16 protein-coding genes and 1 tRNA gene are annotated in these 20,306 nt (G+C 62.3%); 12 read left to right on the forward strand and 5 right to left on the reverse strand.

Annotation, left to right across the window (positions count from 1 at the left end):
• Positions 1-44: 44 nt before the first annotated feature.
• The gene (locus tag L21_RS10595; protein ID WP_074370446.1) at positions 45-1,502 is read right to left on the reverse strand and encodes a right-handed parallel beta-helix repeat-containing protein; all 1,458 of its coding nucleotides are present in this window, start codon (positions 1,500-1,502) and stop codon (positions 45-47) included.
• 545 nt (positions 1,503-2,047) lie between these two features.
• On the opposite strand from L21_RS10595, the gene L21_RS10600 reads away from it, so the two are divergent.
• Positions 2,048-3,223, forward strand: a complete 1,176-nt coding sequence (locus tag L21_RS10600) for a glycosyltransferase family 4 protein (protein WP_074370447.1) — start codon at positions 2,048-2,050, stop codon at positions 3,221-3,223.
• 182 nt (positions 3,224-3,405) lie between these two features.
• On the forward strand, positions 3,406-5,592 hold the full coding sequence (locus L21_RS10605; RefSeq protein ID WP_256713048.1) for a DUF2206 domain-containing protein: 2,187 nt from the start codon (positions 3,406-3,408) through the stop codon (positions 5,590-5,592).
• Between the two features lie 32 nt (positions 5,593-5,624).
• Here the strand turns inward: L21_RS10605 and L21_RS10610 are convergent, their stop codons facing one another.
• The 4 genes from L21_RS10610 to L21_RS10625 all read right to left on the reverse strand — a co-directional run bounded on the left by L21_RS10610 (position 5,625) and on the right by L21_RS10625 (position 13,508).
• Positions 5,625-6,866, reverse strand: a complete 1,242-nt coding sequence (locus L21_RS10610) for a lipopolysaccharide biosynthesis protein (protein ID WP_074370449.1) — start codon at positions 6,864-6,866, stop codon at positions 5,625-5,627.
• Positions 6,867-7,115: 249 nt separating this feature from the next.
• The gene (locus L21_RS10615) at positions 7,116-9,677 is read right to left on the reverse strand and encodes a CARDB domain-containing protein (RefSeq protein ID WP_074370450.1); all 2,562 of its coding nucleotides are present in this window, start codon (positions 9,675-9,677) and stop codon (positions 7,116-7,118) included.
• A gap of 400 nt (positions 9,678-10,077) precedes the next feature.
• Positions 10,078-11,724, reverse strand: coding sequence for a hypothetical protein (locus tag L21_RS10620; protein WP_074370451.1), 1,647 nt, complete (start codon positions 11,722-11,724; stop codon positions 10,078-10,080).
• Positions 11,725-11,954: 230 nt separating this feature from the next.
• Positions 11,955-13,508, reverse strand: a complete 1,554-nt coding sequence (locus tag L21_RS10625) for a right-handed parallel beta-helix repeat-containing protein (protein WP_178377723.1) — start codon at positions 13,506-13,508, stop codon at positions 11,955-11,957.
• A 323-nt stretch (positions 13,509-13,831) separates the two neighbouring features.
• Here L21_RS10625 and L21_RS10630 point away from each other — a divergent pair, with 323 nt between their 5' ends.
• The 10 genes from L21_RS10630 (at position 13,832) to L21_RS10670 (ending at position 20,277) form a co-directional block, all read left to right on the forward strand.
• Positions 13,832-14,419, forward strand: a complete 588-nt coding sequence (locus L21_RS10630; RefSeq protein ID WP_074370452.1) for a hypothetical protein — start codon at positions 13,832-13,834, stop codon at positions 14,417-14,419.
• 74 nt (positions 14,420-14,493) lie between these two features.
• Positions 14,494-15,642, forward strand: coding sequence for an ORC1-type DNA replication protein (locus L21_RS10635; RefSeq protein WP_074370453.1), 1,149 nt, complete (start codon positions 14,494-14,496; stop codon positions 15,640-15,642).
• Positions 15,643-15,688: 46 nt separating this feature from the next.
• Positions 15,689-16,636 carry a methenyltetrahydromethanopterin cyclohydrolase gene (gene mch, locus L21_RS10640; protein WP_074370454.1) on the forward strand — a complete coding sequence of 316 codons (948 nt, stop codon included), beginning with the start codon at positions 15,689-15,691 and terminating at the stop codon, positions 16,634-16,636.
• 170 nt (positions 16,637-16,806) lie between these two features.
• Positions 16,807-16,880, forward strand: a tRNA-Val gene (locus L21_RS10645).
• Positions 16,881-16,927: 47 nt separating this feature from the next.
• Complete coding sequence (locus L21_RS10650; protein WP_074370455.1) at positions 16,928-17,200, forward strand: hypothetical protein; 273 nt, start codon at positions 16,928-16,930, stop codon at positions 17,198-17,200.
• Between the two features lie 373 nt (positions 17,201-17,573).
• Entirely contained in the window at positions 17,574-17,891 is a 318-nt protein-coding gene (locus tag L21_RS10655) for a nucleotidyltransferase family protein (RefSeq protein WP_074370456.1), read from the forward strand.
• Positions 17,888-18,280 (forward strand): HepT-like ribonuclease domain-containing protein, encoded by a 393-nt coding sequence (locus L21_RS10660; protein WP_074370457.1) that lies wholly within the window; start codon positions 17,888-17,890, stop codon positions 18,278-18,280. Before L21_RS10655 ends, L21_RS10660 begins: the two co-directional genes overlap by 4 nt.
• Entirely contained in the window at positions 18,277-18,516 is a 240-nt protein-coding gene (locus L21_RS14550; RefSeq protein WP_342764774.1) for a Fic family protein, read from the forward strand. Before L21_RS10660 ends, L21_RS14550 begins: the two co-directional genes overlap by 4 nt.
• A gap of 211 nt (positions 18,517-18,727) precedes the next feature.
• A complete protein-coding gene (locus L21_RS10665; RefSeq protein ID WP_083608964.1) occupies positions 18,728-19,696 on the forward strand; it encodes a proline iminopeptidase-family hydrolase in 969 nt (322 codons plus the stop codon).
• Between the two features lie 371 nt (positions 19,697-20,067).
• Positions 20,068-20,277 (forward strand): TOBE domain-containing protein, encoded by a 210-nt coding sequence (locus L21_RS10670; protein ID WP_054848364.1) that lies wholly within the window; start codon positions 20,068-20,070, stop codon positions 20,275-20,277.
• The last annotated feature ends 29 nt before the right edge of the window (positions 20,278-20,306 follow it).

Below are 20,306 nucleotides of genomic sequence, written 5' to 3' on the forward strand. Positions count from 1 at the left end.
AAAGATTAGGACCGGGGCCGTCAGGCCCGATGGTATCGACCGGTTTACGCGCCGGCAGACGCAACCGTCATACCGTCCGTCCGGACGTTCTGGCCACCCTCGACCAGGAACGCCTTCTCGGAGGCGGAGGTTACCTCTCCCGTGTACTGGACGTTCTGGTTGTTCTTCGCCCAGACGAGCGTATCGACCCGGTCACCGGAGGCGTGGATGTCAACTTCGGCATTGCTGAACTGGCCGTTCGTGCCGCCGAGGCTTGCACCCTTGCCGTCGATCCCTGCCGGGTTCACGAGCTCGAAGTTCTCGATCCGGATGTTGCTCGCGAGGTCGACCTGAAGGCCGTAGCCGTGCGAGTCGATGCTCGTGCAGTTCTCAAGCACCAGGGCGGGGTCGGTCGAACGGCTCGGGATGCTGTAGTAGCCGGCCGGCTTACGGTGGGTGTAGTCGGTCTTCCCGGCGCCGGTGTCCTTGTCGACACAGTCGTAGAGTTTGCCGCCGTTCGTCGCGTAGAACCCATACAGCGAGTTGCCTTCCGCGACGCAGTTCTTGAACGTCACGTCGGCGTTCGGGGCGTAGTAGCCGCACCCGAAGTAGTGGGTCGACATGTCGCTCTGCTTGTAGGGCACCGTCGGGTAGGGCTTCTGCCCGTTGTTGTTGCTCACGCAGTTCTCGAGGACGGCGTTCGTCACCTTCGGGTCGAACTCGAAGTGGAACCCGGACTCCAGGTTACCCTCAGCAAGGCAGTTCGTCACGCGAAGACCGTCCATGTCGTTCAACTCCGCGAAGTCGAACCCGGTGATCCAGGGGTTGAACGCGCCTTTGCTCCCGCAGTTGATCGCCTGACAGTTATCGTAGCGGACGTCCTTGATCACCTTGTTGGACGACCCCCAGGCATTGTGGAGGAACCCGTAGGTGCCGGTGTCCACGGCCTTGCAGTTGATGAACTCGACGTCTTCAAGGGTCGGGGCATAGACCGCCGGATCGTGGATCAGGAGATAGACCGCCTGGATGCTCGTGTCCGCGGTTCCCGTGATGTTGTGAACTTTCGCGTGGCTTGCCCGGATGGTCATCACGCCAAGCCATTTGACGCCGCTGCTGTAGCCGCTGCCCTCGATGTGGAACCCGTCGAGGGTCACGTACTCCTTGTCGACGCTGATACGTCCGTCGCTGGTGAAGACGAGGTTCGTTGCATCCGGACCCTGTCCGGAGAGCGTCGTGCCTGCCGGCGGCGCGATGACGCCGGCGCAGTTGAACGTACCGTCCGAGAGGACGACGTTACCGCCGTCGGGCAGCGCGGCGAGCGCCGCCTGGATCTCGGCCTGGTCGTCGACTCCGTCACAGACATAGTCTGCCTGGTTCTTCGACAGCTCGGTGCTATCGCTTGCAGCCACGGTGAGCGTGGCCGGACTTGCGGACTCGGCTGCACTTACCGGAGAGAGTGCCGCAACAAAGCAGCACACGAGAAGTGCTGCAGCCAGTCTCAGTATATTCTGCCTGTCTGTCATGCCATTCAGCCTCTCTGTGAGGTATCACTACCGTCTTGCAATCGCCATATATATATTTTATTGTAAAAATAAAATTAACCTGAGGGATTAAACGGCAATATGGGCCGCACCGATGCGATCTGTTGTGGTGACATGGCATCATAACAGAGATCGTTTCCTGCAAAAAGATATTATATAACTAGTTTGATTAAAACCGAAGATTACAAATACTCGCGCTTCCCGCCACCGTTCGCCGGGAGTGACCCTTCCCCGAAACGGTTTCAGCCGGAACGGATGGGAGTTCGGTCTCGTGCGCCGGCACGGCACGGCCTCCCCGGCCATCGCTACGAGGCGACGGCGTGAAACGGCAAGGATTCCATACCGCTTGCGCGTATCGGGAATCGCGGGTGCCCGATAGAGCAGGAATACCATATGGATACGCCGGGAGGGAAACGGCCGGCCGGGTGGATGCCGCCGGCTCTCCGCAGACCCCACCAGGGTTCATCCGTCAAACGACGCTTCAGGGCACAATCTCTATATACAGCATCCTCATAGAGAGGGCCCCTATGCGCGTGGCGTGCCTGACCTTCTGGTTCTACGACTACACCATCCAGATGGCAAACGAACTTGCCCGGCACACCGAAGTGCTGCTGCTGCTCCCCGACTACAGGTCGGAAGAGTATGTGGAGAGCATCGACCCGGCCGTGAAGGTTCACATCTTCGGCTACTCGCGATACGCCGGGAGGTTCGGGCCGTCGTGCTACCCGATGCTCAAAGATATCGTCGCCGCAATCGACGACTTCGCACCCGACGTCGTCCACTTCCAGGTGAACAACCCCATGCTCTGTCCGCTCCTCCCGATGCTCCGGAAGTACCCGCTGGTGGCGACGTTTCACGACATCGAACCGCACCCCGGTGAAGACCGTCTCCTTGACGCAGGTTCACTGCTCTACCGGCTCACCCTCTTCGTATCGCGGGCCATGCCCGACCGGATCTTCGTTCACGGGGAGGCACTCCGGGAGACCCTGGTGAAGAACTACCGCGTCCGCGGAGAGAACGTGCACGTCATCCCCATCGGCGAGCACGAAGTGGCGCCGTTCGTGAAGTTCGAGCGGGACGACCTGGAGCCCGACGGCCGGCGGGTTCTCTTCTTCGGACGCATTCACCGCTACAAAGGGCTCGACTGCCTGATCCGGGCGGAGCCGCTCATCACCCACGAGATCCCGGACGCCCGGATCGTCATCGCCGGAACGGGCGAGGACTTCGGCAGGTACCGGGAGGCGATGGCGGACCGGGACGCGTTCGAGGTCCACAACTACCGGATACCCTACGAAGAGGGCGCCCGGCTCTTCCAGCAGGCGAGCGTCGTGGCGCTCCCGTACCTCGAAGCGTCCCAGAGCGGCGTCATACCGACCGCGTACGGGTTCCGGCGACCGGTGGTGGTGACCGACGTGGGGAGCCTGCCCGAGGTCGTCGACGACGGGGTGACCGGCTACGTCGTGCCGCCGCGGGATCCGGAAGCGCTGGCAGCCGCGATCGTCCGCCTGCTGAAGGACCCCGGGGCGTGCCGCCGCATGGGGGAGCGGGGTTACGCGAAACTGAAGACGGACATGGCCTGGTCGACGATAGCACGGTCTCTCCTCGCTGTCTACAGTGAGCTGGCAGCCGCCCGGGGGAGGGGAAACGTTCCCGCGGACGAGGCGTTCGCCGATACCCCCCCTGCCGCCGGGAACGAGCGTTGACCTCATCCTCCTCCCGCAACAGGGCCCGAACCGGCGCAACACATTAATAGGTTGCCGGGGAGTAGGTGCACCGATGCTGCAGGCGGCCCGTCGGGTGTCACCGAAGGAGAAGACTCGCTGCTCACACATAGCCGGCCGGAGACAGAACAAGGGATACCATGCACCTTCGAAACCCGCTCCGAATGAATGACTGGGATAACAGAACGTTCTTCTGGACATTCCAGGCGATCCAGTTCGTCTTCCTCGGGGTGGTCAGTCTCGATCTCGTCGGGTATTACATACCGATTGCAAGGGAGGGCCTGGCGTTCCTGTATCTCACCTTCCTCCCCGGAGTCCTCGTGCTGAAGGCGCTCAGGCTCCACGATCTCGGCACGATCGAGACGGTACTCTACTCCGCCGGGCTGAGCCTTGTACTCGTCATGCTCACCGGCCTTACCGCCAACGTCGTATACCCGGTACTCGGGTACACGCGGCCGTTCTCGTTTCCGATCCTCCTCCTCACACTCGTCGCCGTCATGCAGGTTCTGCTCTATCTCGCGCTCACCAGGGATAAGGGGCGTACCGGTGAGAGCCCCGGGCTCGCCGTCCCCTCCTCTCCTGCGGTACCGTTCCTGATACTCCTCCCGTTCCTCGCGATCATCGGGACATACCTGCGCGACAACTACCACATGGTCACGCTCCTCTTCCTGCTCCTCGTCCTGATCGCCGTCATCGGTCTCGCCGTCGGGTTCGACCGTTTCATCCCGAAGTCCTGCTATCCGCTCGGGATCTACGCCATCGCGTTGTCGCTCCTCTACCATACCTCGCTGATATCGGAGTACGTCTGGGGTTACGACATCCACCACGAACTTCACCTCGCAAACGGCGTGCTGATGCCGGGGCTCTGGGACATGGCCATCCCGTATAACACGAACGGGATGCTCTCCGTCGTCGCGCTCGTCCCCATCTACTCGCTCATATGCGATCTTGATCCCGTCTGGATCTTCAAGATCGTCTACCCCCTTCTCTTCGCGCTCGTGCCGCTCGGGCTCTACCGGGCGGTCGAGAAACAGACGGACGCAAGGATAGGGTTTCTCTCGATCTTCTTCTTCTTCTCGTTCTTCACGTTCTACACGGAGATGATCTCCCTCGCCCGCCAGCAGATCGCGGAACTCTTCCTCGCGCTGACCGTGCTCGTGATGATCGACAAGACCATGGACCGGGGGAAGCGGGCATTCCTCATGATCGCATTCGCGTTCGCCATGATCGTCTCGCACTACGGGCTCTCGTACATCTACCTCTTCTCGCTCGTTCCGGCATGGCTGCTGCTTGCCGTTCCCGAGCGCCTGCAGTCCCGGCTGCCGGAGAGGCTCGCCAGGGGCGTCGCCCTCCTGAGGCACGATCCCCTCGCTCCGCCGGGAACCGGCGGGAGGACGATACCGGTGAGGACGCTCATCCTCCCCTACATCATCATCTTCGCCGCCCTGGTCTACCTCTGGTACTCAACGGTCGCCGAAGGCACGGCGCTCGCTACCGTCACCGGCATCGGGGACAAGATATGGAACACCCTCTTTATGGACTCATTCAACCCGACAACCGCCCAGGGGATGCATATTCTCACCAGCCAGTCGACGACGCCCCTCCACGGCCTCGCGAAACTCGTCCATGTCGCCACCCAGGGCCTCATCGCCGTCGGGCTGCTTGCAACCCTCGCAAGACGCGAGCGGTGGCGCATCGAGCCCGAGTATCTCGCCGTCTCGCTCGTTTTCCTGCTCATCAACGTAGCCGGCATCGTCGTCCCGTTCTTCGCAAGCTCGCTCAACACCAGCAGGCTCTACCACATCACCCTGATCTTCCTTGCCCCGTTCGCGATCATCGGCGGCATAGCGCTGTACGAGAGGTTGACCGGGTGGATACGCGCAGTCAGGGCCGCCCCGTTCATGGGGACGGCGTACCAGGCCCTCTCCGTATTCCTCGTCATCTTCTTCCTCTTCAACAGCGGGCTCCTCTACCAGGTCATGGACGACAACCCGACGTCGATGGCGCTCGACACCGCCGGCGACAAACCGGTCTTCAACGGCAGGGAGGTGCAGGGAGCGGTATGGCTCTTCTCGGAGGGGAACGAGCGCCCGGTCTACGTCGACGGCACACGCTGGTGGCTTCTCTTAGGGTTCAACCCCGGCAGCCAGCGGTACGTTCCGGCAAATGCGTCGCTGCTGGAGCCCAACTCCTACCTCTACTTCGGTACGTACAACCTCGTGCGGGAGAGCATCCGGATCGAGACGCAGGAGCACGCGGTCACCACGGCAACGTATACGGGTGCGGACCGGTTCATCCGGAGCCACCACCGGATCTACGATAACGCCGGTTCCGCCGTCTACTACCGGTGAAGAACCGGGCCCGGCAGCGTATCCAAAAAAAATTATAGCCACCCTTTCTTCTTCAGGATCAGGCCGACGAGGAGCGTTCCGGCGACGTACGTGGCGAGCCACGCGTATCCCATGCCGATGAGGCCGAACCGGTTCATCATGGCGTAGCCGAGCCCGAGCAGGGCGACGCTGATAAAACCGCTGAGGACGACGAGGCTCCGGATATCGTTTCTGACCTTTGCGATGGATATGAACGTCTGGCAGATGGAGACGAAGAGGGCGGATGCGGCAAGCACGCGGAGCAGGGCCATCCCTTCGACGTAGTCCTTGCCGATCAGGTTGAGAATCTGCTCCCCGAAGAGGGAGAGGCCGATGATCGCGGGTACGAGCAGGAGGAACATGCTCGCGAGCGTCCGGAGAACGCTCCTCTTCATCTCCCCCCCGTGGCTCCCCTCGACGAAGAGCGAGGTCGTGAACGCGTAGGGGATCATGAAGAGGATCGAGACGATCGCGTAGGTGATGTAGTAGTTGGCGGTGCTCTCGGCCCCGAGCACGTTGAGCACCATGATCGGGATGAGCATGTTCGGGGCGGACATCAATATCCCGGCGACATACGCACCGGCGGAGAACTGCCATGCCTCCCGCAGGAAGACCCGGTCGACGCACGGCGTCGGCCGGACGGAACACCGAGCAAGGAGGACGAGAGCCAGGACGAGACCAAGGATGAACGAGAGGCCGAAGGCGCCGAAGATGCCCACCGCGCCGAGGAAGACCAGGGGGACGAGGAAGAGGATCCGCGTCCCGTAGAGCAGGTTCAGCGCGAAGTAGTGTTCGGACTTCCGCAGGGCGTTGAACGCACCCTCAAAGACCCAGGTGATGGAGTAAGCCCCGAGGATGACGAGGTAGAGCGGCGCGATCGTTCTGACGATGGCGAGCTCGGGAGCCAGGACGTCGACCGTTGCGATGAAGAAGAGGCCCGCACCGAGCGCAACCGCCGTAGGGACGAGGACGGCGGTTCCGATCACCCTGTTCTTGTCGCGGGTCGGAAAGAACCGGATCACCGACTGGTCGAGACCGAGGCGGGAGATGAGGATGAGGAGGCCCATCGACGACATCAGGGCGGTTGCAATACCCACGTCCGCCTGCGAGTAGAACCGGGCGGCGATCATCCAGAAGAAGAACCCGAACCCCGCTGCAACGAACGACGAGGCCATGATAAAGAACGAATTCCGGATAAGCGGCTGCTGTAGGTGCTGCCTGACCTCACTGAAATTCTTCGGGAGCGCTACTGCCATTCGGCCGCCCGTATCGGTCGGCACCTATATAGATGTATCCGCCGCTCCAACCCCGCGAGAGCCGGAGATCCTCCGGGAGAGAACGTTCAGGGCCGTGTTGCACGATGCGGCAACGGACGATGCCCGCCGGATTCGGAGAGGAGCGCCGTCCATAACCACTATCGCCACCAACTGTAGAGAAGGTAGGGGCGGCACCCGTGGCAAAACCCGGAGGAGAGGAGGGATCAACCGCTCCTCCCGGGAGACACTTTAGAGAGAAGAGGTCCTGCCGAAGAAGAAGTCGGCGAGCAGGGCAACATCCTTCCAGTCCACGGTGCCGTCTCCATTAACGTCGGCAGCCGGGTCGGACGGCGTTGTTTTCTGCGCCATCTCGGCAGCGATCGTCACGTCGACCCAATCGACGTTGCCGTCTCCGTTGAGGTCGCCCCTGACGGGGGCGGGGGTGCCGACGACGATCGCTTTGCTCATGACGTTGTTGGTCTCGTTCGACTCGGCAATCCGGTTGACGTCGTCGACGGTGGCCTTCACGGTGTGGGTGCCCTCGACGGCCTTCCAGGTTGCACCGCTTGAGCCGCCGTTCGCGGTCAGGGTAACCGACGCGCCGGGAGCGATCGCCGTGGCGTGGGTGTCGGACCAGACGCCGGGCCCTGCCGCGCCGTCATCGAACGTAAAGAGGACGCCGTGCTTGGTGCCCGCAGGCGTGGGGGCGGTGCCCTGGTTCTTGATCGTGGCCTTCAGCGTCACCGCATCCCCGGTAGCGGGGTTCGCCGGCGTCCAGGCGATGTCGGTCACCACAAGGTCCGGCTTCCCGGAGGGGGCCGGCGTGGTGGGGGTGGGGGTCGGGGTGGACCCCGACGCGGCCTTCGAGACCGCGATCTGCTCGGTGCGAACGTTGTTTGCATCGTTCGACTCAGCAATCCGGTTGACGTCGTCGACGGTGGCCTTCACGGTGTGCGTACCCTCGACGGCCGTCCAGGTTGCACCGGCCGAACCGCCGTTCGCGGTCAGGGTGACCCAGGAGCCGGGGGCGATCGATGCCGCGTGGGCGTCGGACCAGACCCCGGGGCCGGCGGCACCGTCATCGAACGTAAAGAGGACGCCGTGCCGGGTGCCCGCAGGCGTGGGGGCGTCGCCCTGGTTCTTGATCGTTGCCTTCAGCGTCACCGCATCCCCGGAGGCGGGCTTCGCCGGCGTCCAGGCGATGTCGGTCACCACAAGGTCCGGCTTCCCGGAGGGAGCCGGGGTGGTGGGAACGGTCGGGGTCGGTGCCGGCGAGCCGGTGGACGTCACCTTCACGTTCTGGAGGGTCGCCTGACCTGCCGGAACCGTGCTTGCGACAGTCACACCGGGGGAACCGGCGGGGAGGGTCTTAGAGACGATCTCCATGTCCTTCACGAGGACGTTCTGGGTCCTGTAGCCCTCGATCACGAACGGTTTTGCCGCATCGGAGACGATCTGACCGGAGAAGACGGTGTTAACGTTCTCCTTCGCCCAGACAAGCGTCTCCACGCGGTTGCCGGACGCATAGATGCTCACCTCGGAGTTGTCGAACTGGCCGTTCGTGCCGCCGAGGCTGGAACCCTTGCCCTTGTACCCGATCGGGTCGACCAGGTGGAAGTTCCGGATCTTCACGTTGTTCGCGAGGTCGACCTGGAGGCCGTAGCCGTTCGCGTTGATGCTCGTGCAGTTCTCCATCACCGTAGAGGGGTTGACCGAACGGCTCGGGATACTGTAGTAGCCGGCAGGCACCCGGTAGGAGAAGTCGGTTCTCCCGGCACCGGTGTCCTTCTCGACACAGTTGTAGAGCTTGCCGCCGTTCGTCGTGTAGAACCCGTTCATGGAGTTGCCTTCCGCGACGCAGTTGATGAACGTCACGTCACAGTTCGGGGCGTAGTAGCCGCACCCGAAGTAGTGAGTCGACATGTCGTTCTGCTGGTAGGCCCGCGCCGGGAAGGGTTTCTGCCCGTTGTTGTTGCTCGTGCAGTTCTCGAGGACGGCGTTCGTCACCTTCGGGTCGAACTCGAAGTGGAACCCGGACTCGAGAGTGCCCTCCGCATAGCAGTCCTTCACGCGAAGACCGTCCATGTCGTTGAGCTCCGCAAAGTTGAACCCGGTCACCCAGGGGTTGAACGCTCCGAACTTGCCGCAGTTGATCGCCTGGCAGTTCTCGTAGCGAACGTTCTTGATCACCTTGTTCGTCGATCCCCAGGCATTGTGGAGGAACCCGTAGGTGCCGGTGTCCACGGCCTTGCAGTTGACGAACTCGACGTCCTCGAGGGTCGGGGCATATACGGTAGGATCGTGGATCAGGAGGTAGACCGCCTGGATGCTTGCATCAGCGGTTCCCGCGATGTTGTGGATCTTCGCGTGGCTTGCACGGATGTTCATCACACCGAGCCACTTGACACCGCTGCTGTAGCCGGTTCCCTTGATGTGGAACCCGTCCAGCGTGATGTACTCGCGGTCGACGTTGATCCGCCCGTCGCGGGTGAAGACGAGGTTCGTCTCCGATTCACCTTCCCCCTTGAGGGTGGAGCCTGCTTTAGGAGAAATGATCCCTGCGCAGTTGTACGTACCACTGGAGAGGAGGACAACACCGCCGGATGACGGCAGGGCATTCAGTGCTGCCTGGATCTCCACGTGATCGTTGACCCCATCACAGACGTAGGCAGCCGCCGCTTTATCGGCTGCACTGCTGTCGCTTGCCGCGACAATCGTGGTGGGAGTCGCTTCGAGTGCCCCGACAATCGGGATGAGCCCGACAATCAGGAACACTGCAATAAGAAGCTTCGTTGTCCGTCTATCTCGCATTATCTCACCTCTTGGGAGATACTCCATTATCTGACAGCCGTCTTTTAAAAGGTTTTTTAAATAAAATAGGCTGATTTAAAAGATTTGAATTTTAAACAGACCCATCATTAGAGAGATAATCGATTATTTCCACCATTTTGGGAATTTATGCCCCGACGAAAAGTAATATATACAAATTCGAAATTTAGCGCATACGCCCCGCAGAATACGCACCTTGACCGGGGATCCCCGGAGGTATTCCTGACGGATGAACGGGGGCAGAATATCCATTATAATACTGTAACTAATATAAAACTCGCAGAATTGTGCGACACCCCGCGCCCGGCCGACCGCGGCGGCAACTACCCCCTGCCGCACCCCGGCCGGATACGGCACCGGTGATCCGGGAGACGGGCGGCGATCAGAGCGAGCCCGAGACGACCGCCACGTTCTCAAACGTCACCGCACCGGCAGGAACCGTATTCGTGAGGATGACGCCGTTGGTGAACGGTGCGAGGTTCGCGGAGACGATCTCCATATCCCTGATCCGGACGTTCTGCGTGCGATCGCCCTCGATCACGAACGGTTTTGCCGATTGCGAGACGATCCTGCCCGAATACTCGACGTTCTCGTTGTTCCTTGCCCATATCAGCGTCTCCGCCCTGTCCCCCGATGCATAGATGTTGACCACGGAGTTAGACAGCGGCCCCCCCTGCGATCCTCCGAGGTTCGTCGCCTTTCCATCGATCCCGGCCGGATTCTCCAGGGAGAAGTTCTTGATCAGGACATCGCTTGCGAGGTCGATATGAAGGCCGTAGCCGTACGAGTCGATGCTCGAACAGTTCTCAAGCACGAGAGACGGGGCTATCGATCGTGTCGGGGCGGCGTAGAACGATGCCGGCTGGACGAACCGGTAATCGGTCTTCCCGGCTCCGACGTTCCGGTCGACACAGTTGTAGAGTTTGCCGCCGTTCGTCGCGTAGAATCCGTGCCGGCTGTTCCCCTCGGAGTAGCAGCTGATGAAGGTGACGTCACCGCGGGGTGCGTAGTAGCCGCACCCAAAGTAGTGCGTGGATCGGTCGTCCTCGCGGTAGGGCTTTGTCGGGTAGGCTTTCTGCCCGTTATTTCTGCTGATGCAGTTTGTGAGGATGCAGTCGCGCTTCTCGGGGTCCCACTCGAAGTGGAACCCGGACTCCAGGTTGCCTTCCGCGAGGCAGTTCGTCACCCGGAGGCCTTCGATGTCGTTTAACTCCGCGAAGTCGAACCCGGTCACCCAGGGGTTGAACGCACCGTACCTGCCGCAGTTGATCGCCTGACAGTTCTCGTAGCGGACGTTCTTGATCACCCTGTTCGTCGACCCCCAGGCGTTGTGGAGGAACCCGTAGGTCCCGGTGTCCACGGCCTTGCAGTTGACGAACTCGACGTCCTCGAGGGTGGGGGCGTAGACGTCCGGGTCGTGCAGCAGGAGGAAGACCGCCTGGGTGCCGGCATCAGCAGTCCCCTCGACGGCGAGGACCTTCGCGTGGCTCGCGTAGATGGTGACCACGCCGAGCCAGAGATCGGGCTCGGTCTTCGGGTACCCGGTGCCCCTGACGTGGAAGTTGTAGAGCGTGACGGATTCGCGGGAGACGAGGAGCCGCCCGTTGTCGGTGAACTCGATGAACGTCGCATCCACCCCTTCCCCGCAGAGCATGGTCTTCGCACCCGGGTAGATGTTCCCGGCGCAGTTGAACGTCCCTTCGAGGAGGGCGACCGTTCCGCCCGAGGATAGTGCATCGAACGCCGCCTGGATCTCCGCCTGGTCGTCGGTGCCGTCGCAGACGATATCGGCCCGGGCCTTCGCTGCAGCGCTGCTGTCGCCTGCCGCAACGACGATCGTCGGCCCGGCGACCTCCGGGGGCACCGCCGGAGTCGTGGGAATCGGGGTGACCGGTGGAGGGGGCGGGGGTACCGGCACCGGAGGGTAAAAGTGCACGATCAGCACGACGGCGACGATCACCGTGAGTATGATCGCGACGGCGATGAGGATGCGCCGTTCTCTCGTCCCCAGCTGCAGTCCTGCCGACATGGAACTACCTGCCCGTTATTGCTGCTATCCGGGGATCGTGCGGAGCCGCGAGAGCCCGGCGACACCTCCCACCCCGGATCACCCACTATGGCACGGAAGTACCATTTAAGGGTTTAGCCGACTCCCTCCCGCCGGAGGGTTCCGCCGGGGATTCCGGAAAGAAAACGGCCGGCTCTGGAGGTCGAGGGATTTACGCATGAAGCCTTCCGCACCACGGGCGCCCCGGGGACCTATGCCGCACCGCCGGCCGGCAGCACCTTGAGATCCGTCAGGTCCGCACCCCCTTCCAGCGTCCACTCGACCGCCACAGGCCGGGGAGCATCGGAGACGATCGTCCCGGAGTATGCGACGTTTCTGTTGTTGACGATGGAGACCAGCGTCTGCGGCCGGTCGCCCGACGCGGAGAGATCGATGACCGAGTCGGAGATGCCCGCATCGATCGTCGAATTCACCGGGAGTTCGCCGGACGGGCACCCGAGCATCGCCCCTACACCGTTGATACCCGCCGGATCGGTCATGGTGAAGTTCCTGATGAGCGCGTTCTCCGTGCCGCAGACAAAGAGGCCCCAGCCGTAGGAGTCGAGGCTCCGGCAGTGATCCATCACGATGGACGGGCTCTTCGAGACGGGCAGGGACTGGAGGATGCAGTAAGATATGGGTTTTACGGAGCCGCCAGCGGTCGAGTTGCGGCCGGTCTCGCTCTCGGTGCAGTTGTAGAGGAGCACGCCTTCCGGGTTGATGACGAAGAACCCGAACGCACCGTTCCCCTCTGCCCGGCAGTTCACCAGCGCCACTTCCCCTCCCGGGAGGTAGAAGCCGGCGCCGAAGAAGTCGGGGTCGCCCACCAGGTAGTCGTCGGGATAGGGTTTCCGGCCGTTGTTGCGGCTCACGCAGTCGGTGAAGACGCAGTCGCGTTTCTCCGGGTCCCACTCGAAGTGGAACCCGGACTCCAGGTTGCCCTCCGCAAGGCAGTCCGCCACCCGGAGGCCTTCGATATCGTTCAACTCCGCAAAGTTGAACCCGGTCACCCACTGGTTGAACGCACCGTCGCTCCCGCAGTTGATGGCGGAGCAGTTCTCGTACCGGACGTTTTTGATCGTCGTGTTTTTAGTTCCCCAGGCGTTGTGGAGGAACCCGTAGGTCCCGGTATCCGCGGCCCGGCAGTCGACGAACTCGACGTCTTCGAGGATGGGGGCGTAGACGTTCGGGTTGTGCAGCAGGAGGAAGACCGCCTGGATGCTCGCGTCCGCCGTGCCCGTGACGTTGTACACCCGGGCATGGCTCGCGTAGACGGTGAGCACCCCGTGCCACCGGGTGAGGTCGAGGGTCGTATCCGTGCTCGCGTTCACGTAGCCCGAGCCCCGGACGTGAAACCCGTCCAGGGTGACCCGCTCCTCCGAGACGTTGAGGAGGCTGTTCCGGCTGAACTCGAGGGACGTATTCTCCGGCCCCTGCCCGAGAAGCGTCGCTCCGGCGGCGGGGATGAGGCTGCCCGAACAGTTGAACGTGCCGTCCGAGAGGACGACCGTGCCGCCCGGCGGCAGCGCATCGAGCGCCGCCTGGATCTCCACCTGGTCGTCGAGGCCGTCGCAGACGTAGTGCGCATCCGCTGCAGCGCTGCTGTCGCTCGCCGCCACAACGATCGGCGCCGCGGGTGCGGCGGCAACACCCTGGACGAGCAGAAGCCCGGCAACTATGCCGACCAGGAGAACGACCGGCAGGTCCGCGGCGGGTGGGCGTGGCCGGGATGGATCTGACGCTTTTTGACGCAGGCGGGTAGTCATCACGCTCCTCGGGCACATCGTACGGGCTACCGGGTAGAGGTGTCGGAAACTTCACCCCGATATAGCAGCAGAGATATAAAAATCCATGCGCGAAGAAATAGCCATACGCCACCATACACAGGGGTTCCGGCACCCACGCGGGCGGCGGTCGGAACCGGCCCGGATACCCGGGGCAGCCACCTGTCTTCATCGTGCCGCCGACTGCCGGCCCGGATCGCCCCCGGTGCCGGGGCGGAGAAATGCGGCCGAACCGGCCGAACGGCGGGGCGATGCGGGTCGCCGGTGGAATTGTATATAAAGAGATACAATATTATTCGGGAAATATGTCCAGCAAGAAGGAAGTCACCATCGGGATCACCATCAACCTCGAGAACTACGAAAATCTCCGTCTTGAGGTCGAGGGAGATGTAGAGACCCACGAGGATGTGGACGACCTTATCACATTCCTCGACGGGATCCTTGCCCGGCTCGGGCGCGGCGATCAGGCGACCGCCGAGCGCGTGGATGCATACCGTCGCCGCGTTCTCGCGGCAAGGCCCCCGGTCCAAGAGGTGCCTCTCCCGGAGAAGAAGGCGCCTGAGCCGGCAGCCCCGGTGACGGAACCGGCTGCCCGGGAGGAGGAGAAGAGAGCCTGCCCTCCGCCCGAGGTCATCGAGGCGGCGATTCCGCCGGCACCGGAGCACCCGGAGCCCCCCCGGGTGCCGAGACCGCCCGAGAAGCCGGAGGAGAAGCCCGCAGCACAGCCGGAGGCGGCACCGCCGCAGCAGGAACCGGTTCCGGCGAAGCCGTCCGGGGCTCCGGCGGAGGATGTCTGCGAGGTCTGCGGAGCAGAAGTGACGAAATCACAGGCAAAACTCTCTCAACTCTTCATGAGCAAAACGCTCTGCAAGAAGTGCATGGAACAGCCCTAATTCCTGCAGGATCCGCGCGATGAGGAGAACCCAACCTGGAGGATATAAATACTACCGTACCCGAGGATTGTATAATGAAGAAGAACCTGCTCATGTGGGACGAGACGCTTTTTCGGGACCCTGAAGTCTTCGAGATCGATTATGTCCCCGAGCAGTTCAACCACCGTGACGCCCAGATCCGGGAACTCGCGTATCAGGTCAAGCCCGGACTGCGGGGGGCGAGGCCGCTCAACACCATCTGCCGCGGCCTCCCGGGAACCGGGAAGACGACGAGCGTGAAGAAGGTCTTTGCCGAGATCGAAGAGGCCACGAAGAAACTCGTCCCCGTCTACATCAACTGCCAGATCGACAACACGAAGTTCGCCATCTTCTCCCAGATCTACCGCCGCGTCACCGGGCACCCGCCGCCGCCGTCGGGCACGTCGTTCAAGCAGGTCTTCGACGCCATAGCGAAAGTGCTGCAGCGCGAAGAGCAGGTGCTCCTCGTGGCACTCGACGACGCGAACTACCTCCTCTACGAGAACGAGATCAACCAGGTGCTCTATCCCCTGTTGCGCTCGCACGAGGCCTACCCGGGCGTCCGGATCGGGGTCGTCGCCATCGTCAGCGACATGTCCGTCACCCTGCAGACCGAGGTCGACGCACGGGTGGCGTCGGTCTTCCGCCCGACCGAGATCTACTTCCCTCCCTACTCAGCGGAGGAGATCCACGGCATCCTCGAGGAGCGTGTCCTGCAGGGTCTCTACCCGAACGTCCTCCGGGCCGAGATGCTGGATCTCGTGGTGGAGCAGACGATGAAGAGCGGCGACCTCCGCGTCGGCATCGACCTCCTGAAGCGTGCGGCCCTGAACGCCGAGCGGGAGGCACGCCGGTCGGTCGAGCGGGGGGATGTCTGCAAGGCATACGAGGTCTCCCGGTACCTCCACCTTGCGTTCTCGCTCCGGGCGCTCAAGGCCGAGGAGCGGGAGGTGCTGGCCAGGATCGCGGATATGTCGGCCCGCGACGATAAGGAGATGAACGCCGGCGACGTCTACCGGTTCGTCAAAGAGCAGGTGGGAGGGGTCAGTTACACCAAGTTCTACGAGATCATCCAGAAGTTCGATGCGATGCGGCTCTTAAACCTCCACTACCGCCAGGGAAGAGGGCGGACGAGGCTGATCAGTCTCCGGTACGATCCCGGGCGCGTGCTGGAGCACCTGGGGCAGGAGCAGACGATTTCATAATCCTTATCAGTTCCCCCGCCGTTTATACTCTGATGAGGTTTTCCACATGCTCAGCGTGAACGAACTGGCACTGGATATTTTTGAGGAACTCTTCGAATACGCCGAGGAGTTCAATGCCGTCCCGCACGAGCTCGACAACGGCGCACGCATTGTTGACTGCGGCGTCAGCACTTCGGGCGGGTACCTGACTGGGAGGCGGTTCACCGAGATCTGCATGGGCGGGCTCGGCGAGGTCGACATTACGATGGGCCGGATCAAGGAGTTCCCCATGCCGTTCATCGAGGTCAGCACCGACTTCCCGTCGATTGCGTGCCTCGGCGCCCAGAAGGCGGGCTGGACGATCAGCGTCAACAAGTACTTCGCGATGGGGAGCGGCCCCGCACGGGCGCTCTCCCTGAAGCCCAAGCACACCTACGAGGTCATCGAGTACGAGGACGAGTTCGATTACGCGGTCATCTGCCTCGAGAGCGACCACCTCCCGAACGCCGCGGTGATGGAGAACATCGCCGAGGCCTGCAACGTGGACGTGGCGAACACCTGCGCGGTCGTCGCCCCCACAGCCTCCCTCGTCGGCTCGATCCAGGTCGCCGGCCGCTGCGTGGAGACCGCGGTCTACAAGCTGAACGAGCTCGGGTTCGACACCAGAAAGATCACCGCGGGTATCGGCCACGCCCCGATCGCGCCCGTCAAGAAGGACGGCACGAAGGCGATGGGCTGCACCAACGACGCGACGATCTACCACGGCAGCATCATGCTGACGATGAACGCCCCGGAGATCAAGGACTACCTGGATCGGATCCCGAGCAACAAGTCCAAGGGGTACGGGAAGCCGTTCTACGATATCTTCAAGGAAGCCAACTTCGACTTCTACCAGATCGACACCTCGCTCTTCTCCCCGGCCGAGGTCGTCATCAACGAGCTCTCCGAGGGCAAGATCTACCATGTGGGCGCCGTCAACCCCGAAGTGACGCTGAAGTCCTTCGGGTTTATCTGAACTCTTTTTTTTAGAGGATACTTTCGTCAATCTCCCATCATGCATACTCCGGCGGAGGCCTCTATGAGCGCAGGCCACAACGGACGGGAGATGCCGCGCACGACGACACCGGAATAGGAGCAGGCAACACGTTTATCCGTCACGGTGCAAAACACTATAAGGCATCCACGGGGCTTGTGGTCTAGCCGGTTATGACGTCGCCCTTACACGGCGAAGATCCCCGGTTCGAATCCGGGCAGGCCCATTTCTTTTGTAGAATATCTCACACGGTTCTGAGCGCATAACGCTCCGGTGATCGTTCCAAAATCCCCAGGAGGAGGTTCATCCGCCCCCAATCACCCTCACGATCACCGCCACCACCCCGCCGACGATCCCGCCCGCCCCGGCGCCCTGGTCGAGGGCCTTCTTGCGATGAACAAAGCGCTCGCCGGGGATCTCCCGCCGGAAGAGCGCTCAAGGCTGGAAGCGGCGTGCGAGGAGGCCGACCGGGAGATCGACCGGATCGTGTATGCGCTCTACGGGCTAACGGAGGAGAAGACCGTGGTCATGGAGGGGGCGGGGTGACGTTCCGGGCCGGCTGAGTCCGGCAGGTTTTATCACGCAATAAACGAGGGGTTCCTCCCCGCCGCACCCCCGGCAGGAAACCGTCCCGGCCATATCCCGGAGCCCTTCCCCATTGATTGCCTCCTCTACGTCCGCACTTGAGGCATCCTTGAGAGCAGGGAAACGACAGAAACGGGTGTGCGCTGCTCGTTAGCGCACACAACGAGAGATTGGTAGCAGGAGACTATCGATGAACCACGATAGGATCGTAAAGGGATCGTAGCCTCCGCTGATCACCGCCCCTACCCCGTCCCCCCAGCCCCGAAAACCCACCACACTCCGGCACACCCGGGGATACCTATACAAGAGAGAACGGCGCATATCCCGATCAGGAATGGACACCATCACCGGCGAGCCCGGCGGGGAGTGTGCGAGGATCATCGGCATTCTCCGGGCGAAGAAGGCATACCTGGAGGAGACCTACCACGTCGGGTCCATCGGCATCTTCGGCTCGTGCCGGCGCGGCGAGGAGCACGAGGGGAGCGACGTGGATATCCTGATCGAGTTCTCCAGGGTGCCGGGGATCTTCGGGTTCCTCAGGCTTGAGCGGTACCTCTCCGAACTTCTCGATAGGCCGGTGGATCTGGTCGAGAAGAGTGCACTCAAACCCCGTATCGGCCGCCGTGTTGCAGAAGAGGTCATCTATATATGACGGCTCCGCGAAGCGCCCTTGATTACCTGGATGATATCCTTGATGCCATCGAAAAGATCGAGATCTTTACCCGGGGCATGTCGCATGAGGAGTTCTCCGACGATGATAAAACCGTCTACGCAGTCATGCGAGCGCTGGAAGTGATCGGTGAAGCGACGAAGTGTATCCCTCCCGAGATCAGGGAGAGCTGCCCGTCTCTTCCCTGGACAGAGATGGCCGGCATGCGCGACAAACTGATCCACACCTACTTCGGGATCAACAGGGCAATCATCTGGAGAACGATCCAGGACGATATCCCTCTGCTCAGGCCCGGAATGCAGGCCCTCCGCGATGGCCTGGCCGCAGAGGAGAACAGGGATCAACAAACGCCCGATCCGCGGGGCTTTTGAAAGTAACCGAACAAGTAACGCGCCTTCTGGCCTGTTTGAAGGAGAGACCATCAGGAGCTCGGGATGCCATGCAGTGCCCGGGTCTCAATCACCGACCCACATTCCTGTACGATTACCGGAGACCAGCGATTCAGGCAGGTTTTGTTCAGATGACGCATCCGGATTCCCCGAGAAGCCCAGAACAGAAATACCGACTGACAGAAAAGGGGAAGAAGTGCCTGGAGAGCAGAGAGTGATACCTGGGATGGAGGGGAGAATGCCTGCCGACACCATGCACGGCAGGTTTACGTCCTGGCGGTTCCCCCCTCACCTCCCATCCATCCCACGCACGATCACCGCCCCCACAAAACTCTAATCCTACCCCGCGCAAACATCCCATCAGGAACGCCCCGCCGGCGGCGCGAGAGACCCCGGCCACGCGCTCCGAGATCCGGAGGGATACACCCCATGCCACTCATCGCTCTCACAACCGTAGCGCTCCTCGCGCTCTGCATCGCGGCCGGCGGATCGAACGTCACCATAACCAGAACCGACGGCGACACCCGCGAGGGCTACGTCGACGTCACCGGCGGCCGGGTCTGGTTCCGGATCGTCGGTGCGGAGAGCGCGGGAACGCCCCTCCTTGTCCTCCACGGGGGGCCGGGGATGACGCACGACTACCTCGAACCGCTCGAGGCGCTCGCGGACGAGCGGCCGGTCGTCTTCTACGACCAACTCGGGTGCGGGAACTCCGACCGGCCCGACGATCCCGCTCTCTGGACGGTGGAGCGCTACGTCGCGGAGGTCGACGAGGTCAGGGAGGCGCTCGGCCTCTCCCGGGTGCACCTCCTCGGGCAGTCCTGGGGAGGCGGGCTCGCGGCCGAATACGTCCTCGCTAAAAAACCCGACGGCGTCGAGAGCCTCATCCTCTCCGGGCCGCTGCTGGACGCCGGCCGGTGGGTCGCCGACCAGCGGGCGAACCTCGCGGCGTTCCCCGACGAGATGCAGGAGGATATCCGGGAGGCGGAAGCAGGCGGGAACTTCGACTCACCGGAGTACCAGGAGGCCATAACGGCGTACTACACCCGGCACGTCTGCCGGACGGATCCCTGGCCCGAATGCCTGAACAGGTCGATCGAGCAACTCGCCATGCCGGTCTACCTCCAGATGTGGGGGCCGAGCGAGTTCACCTGCACGGGAACCCTCCGGGAGTTCAGCGTCACCGACCGGCTCGGCGAAGTCACGGTCCCGGTGCTCTTCACCTGCGGGGAGCACGACGAAGCAACGCCCGAAGCGATGGCATACTACCGGAGCCTGGTGCCAGGATCGGAGATCGCGGTCTTTAAAGGCGCCTCGCACAGCCACCACCTCGAAGAGACCGCGGCATACATCGCGGCCGTGCGGGAGTTTTTATGCCGGGTCGATGCGGCACACTGACCCGGGGGCAGACAAACCCACTCTTTTGCGCCCAGGAGAATCATATCACAACTCCGGAGTCTCGCGCGAAGGCGCGAAGAACGCGAAATCCAGAGAAATGCTGGCAATCCCCTTCGCGTCTTCGCGTGCAGCAACGTCGATGGAGGTAGCAGGTGCTATGCCTCAGGGTGAGACATTCAACAGAGCCCTATTTTAGCACTCGTGCAGGCCGGGGGCACATCAGGCGCCGCCGCTCTTCCCCATCCCGGAACCCACAGCGACAGACAGCATCGCGGCATCCCCATCCACAGGGAGAGGTTGCGCACCACGCTGTTGTCCCGGGCATCGAAACTTATATTACCCGGAAAGCAGGATCACCGCCGCGGTGCATCATGAAGTTAAGCGCAAGAAACCAGCTTCCCGGAAAAGTAAAGGCCATTGATGTGGGCGTCGTCACCGCAGAGGTCGTCATCGCGCTGGACGGCGGCGGCGAACTTACCGCGGTCATCACGAAGAAGTCCGTGGAGAACCTCGGGCTTACCGTCGGCAAGAAGGTCTACGCCGTGGTCAAGTCGACCGAGGTCATGGTCGCCATCGACTGAACAACCCACCCCTTTTACCCCGAGCAGGG

Source organism: Methanoculleus chikugoensis (genome assembly GCF_900095385.1).
Classification (GTDB): Archaea; Halobacteriota; Methanomicrobia; order Methanomicrobiales; family Methanoculleaceae; genus Methanoculleus; species Methanoculleus chikugoensis_A.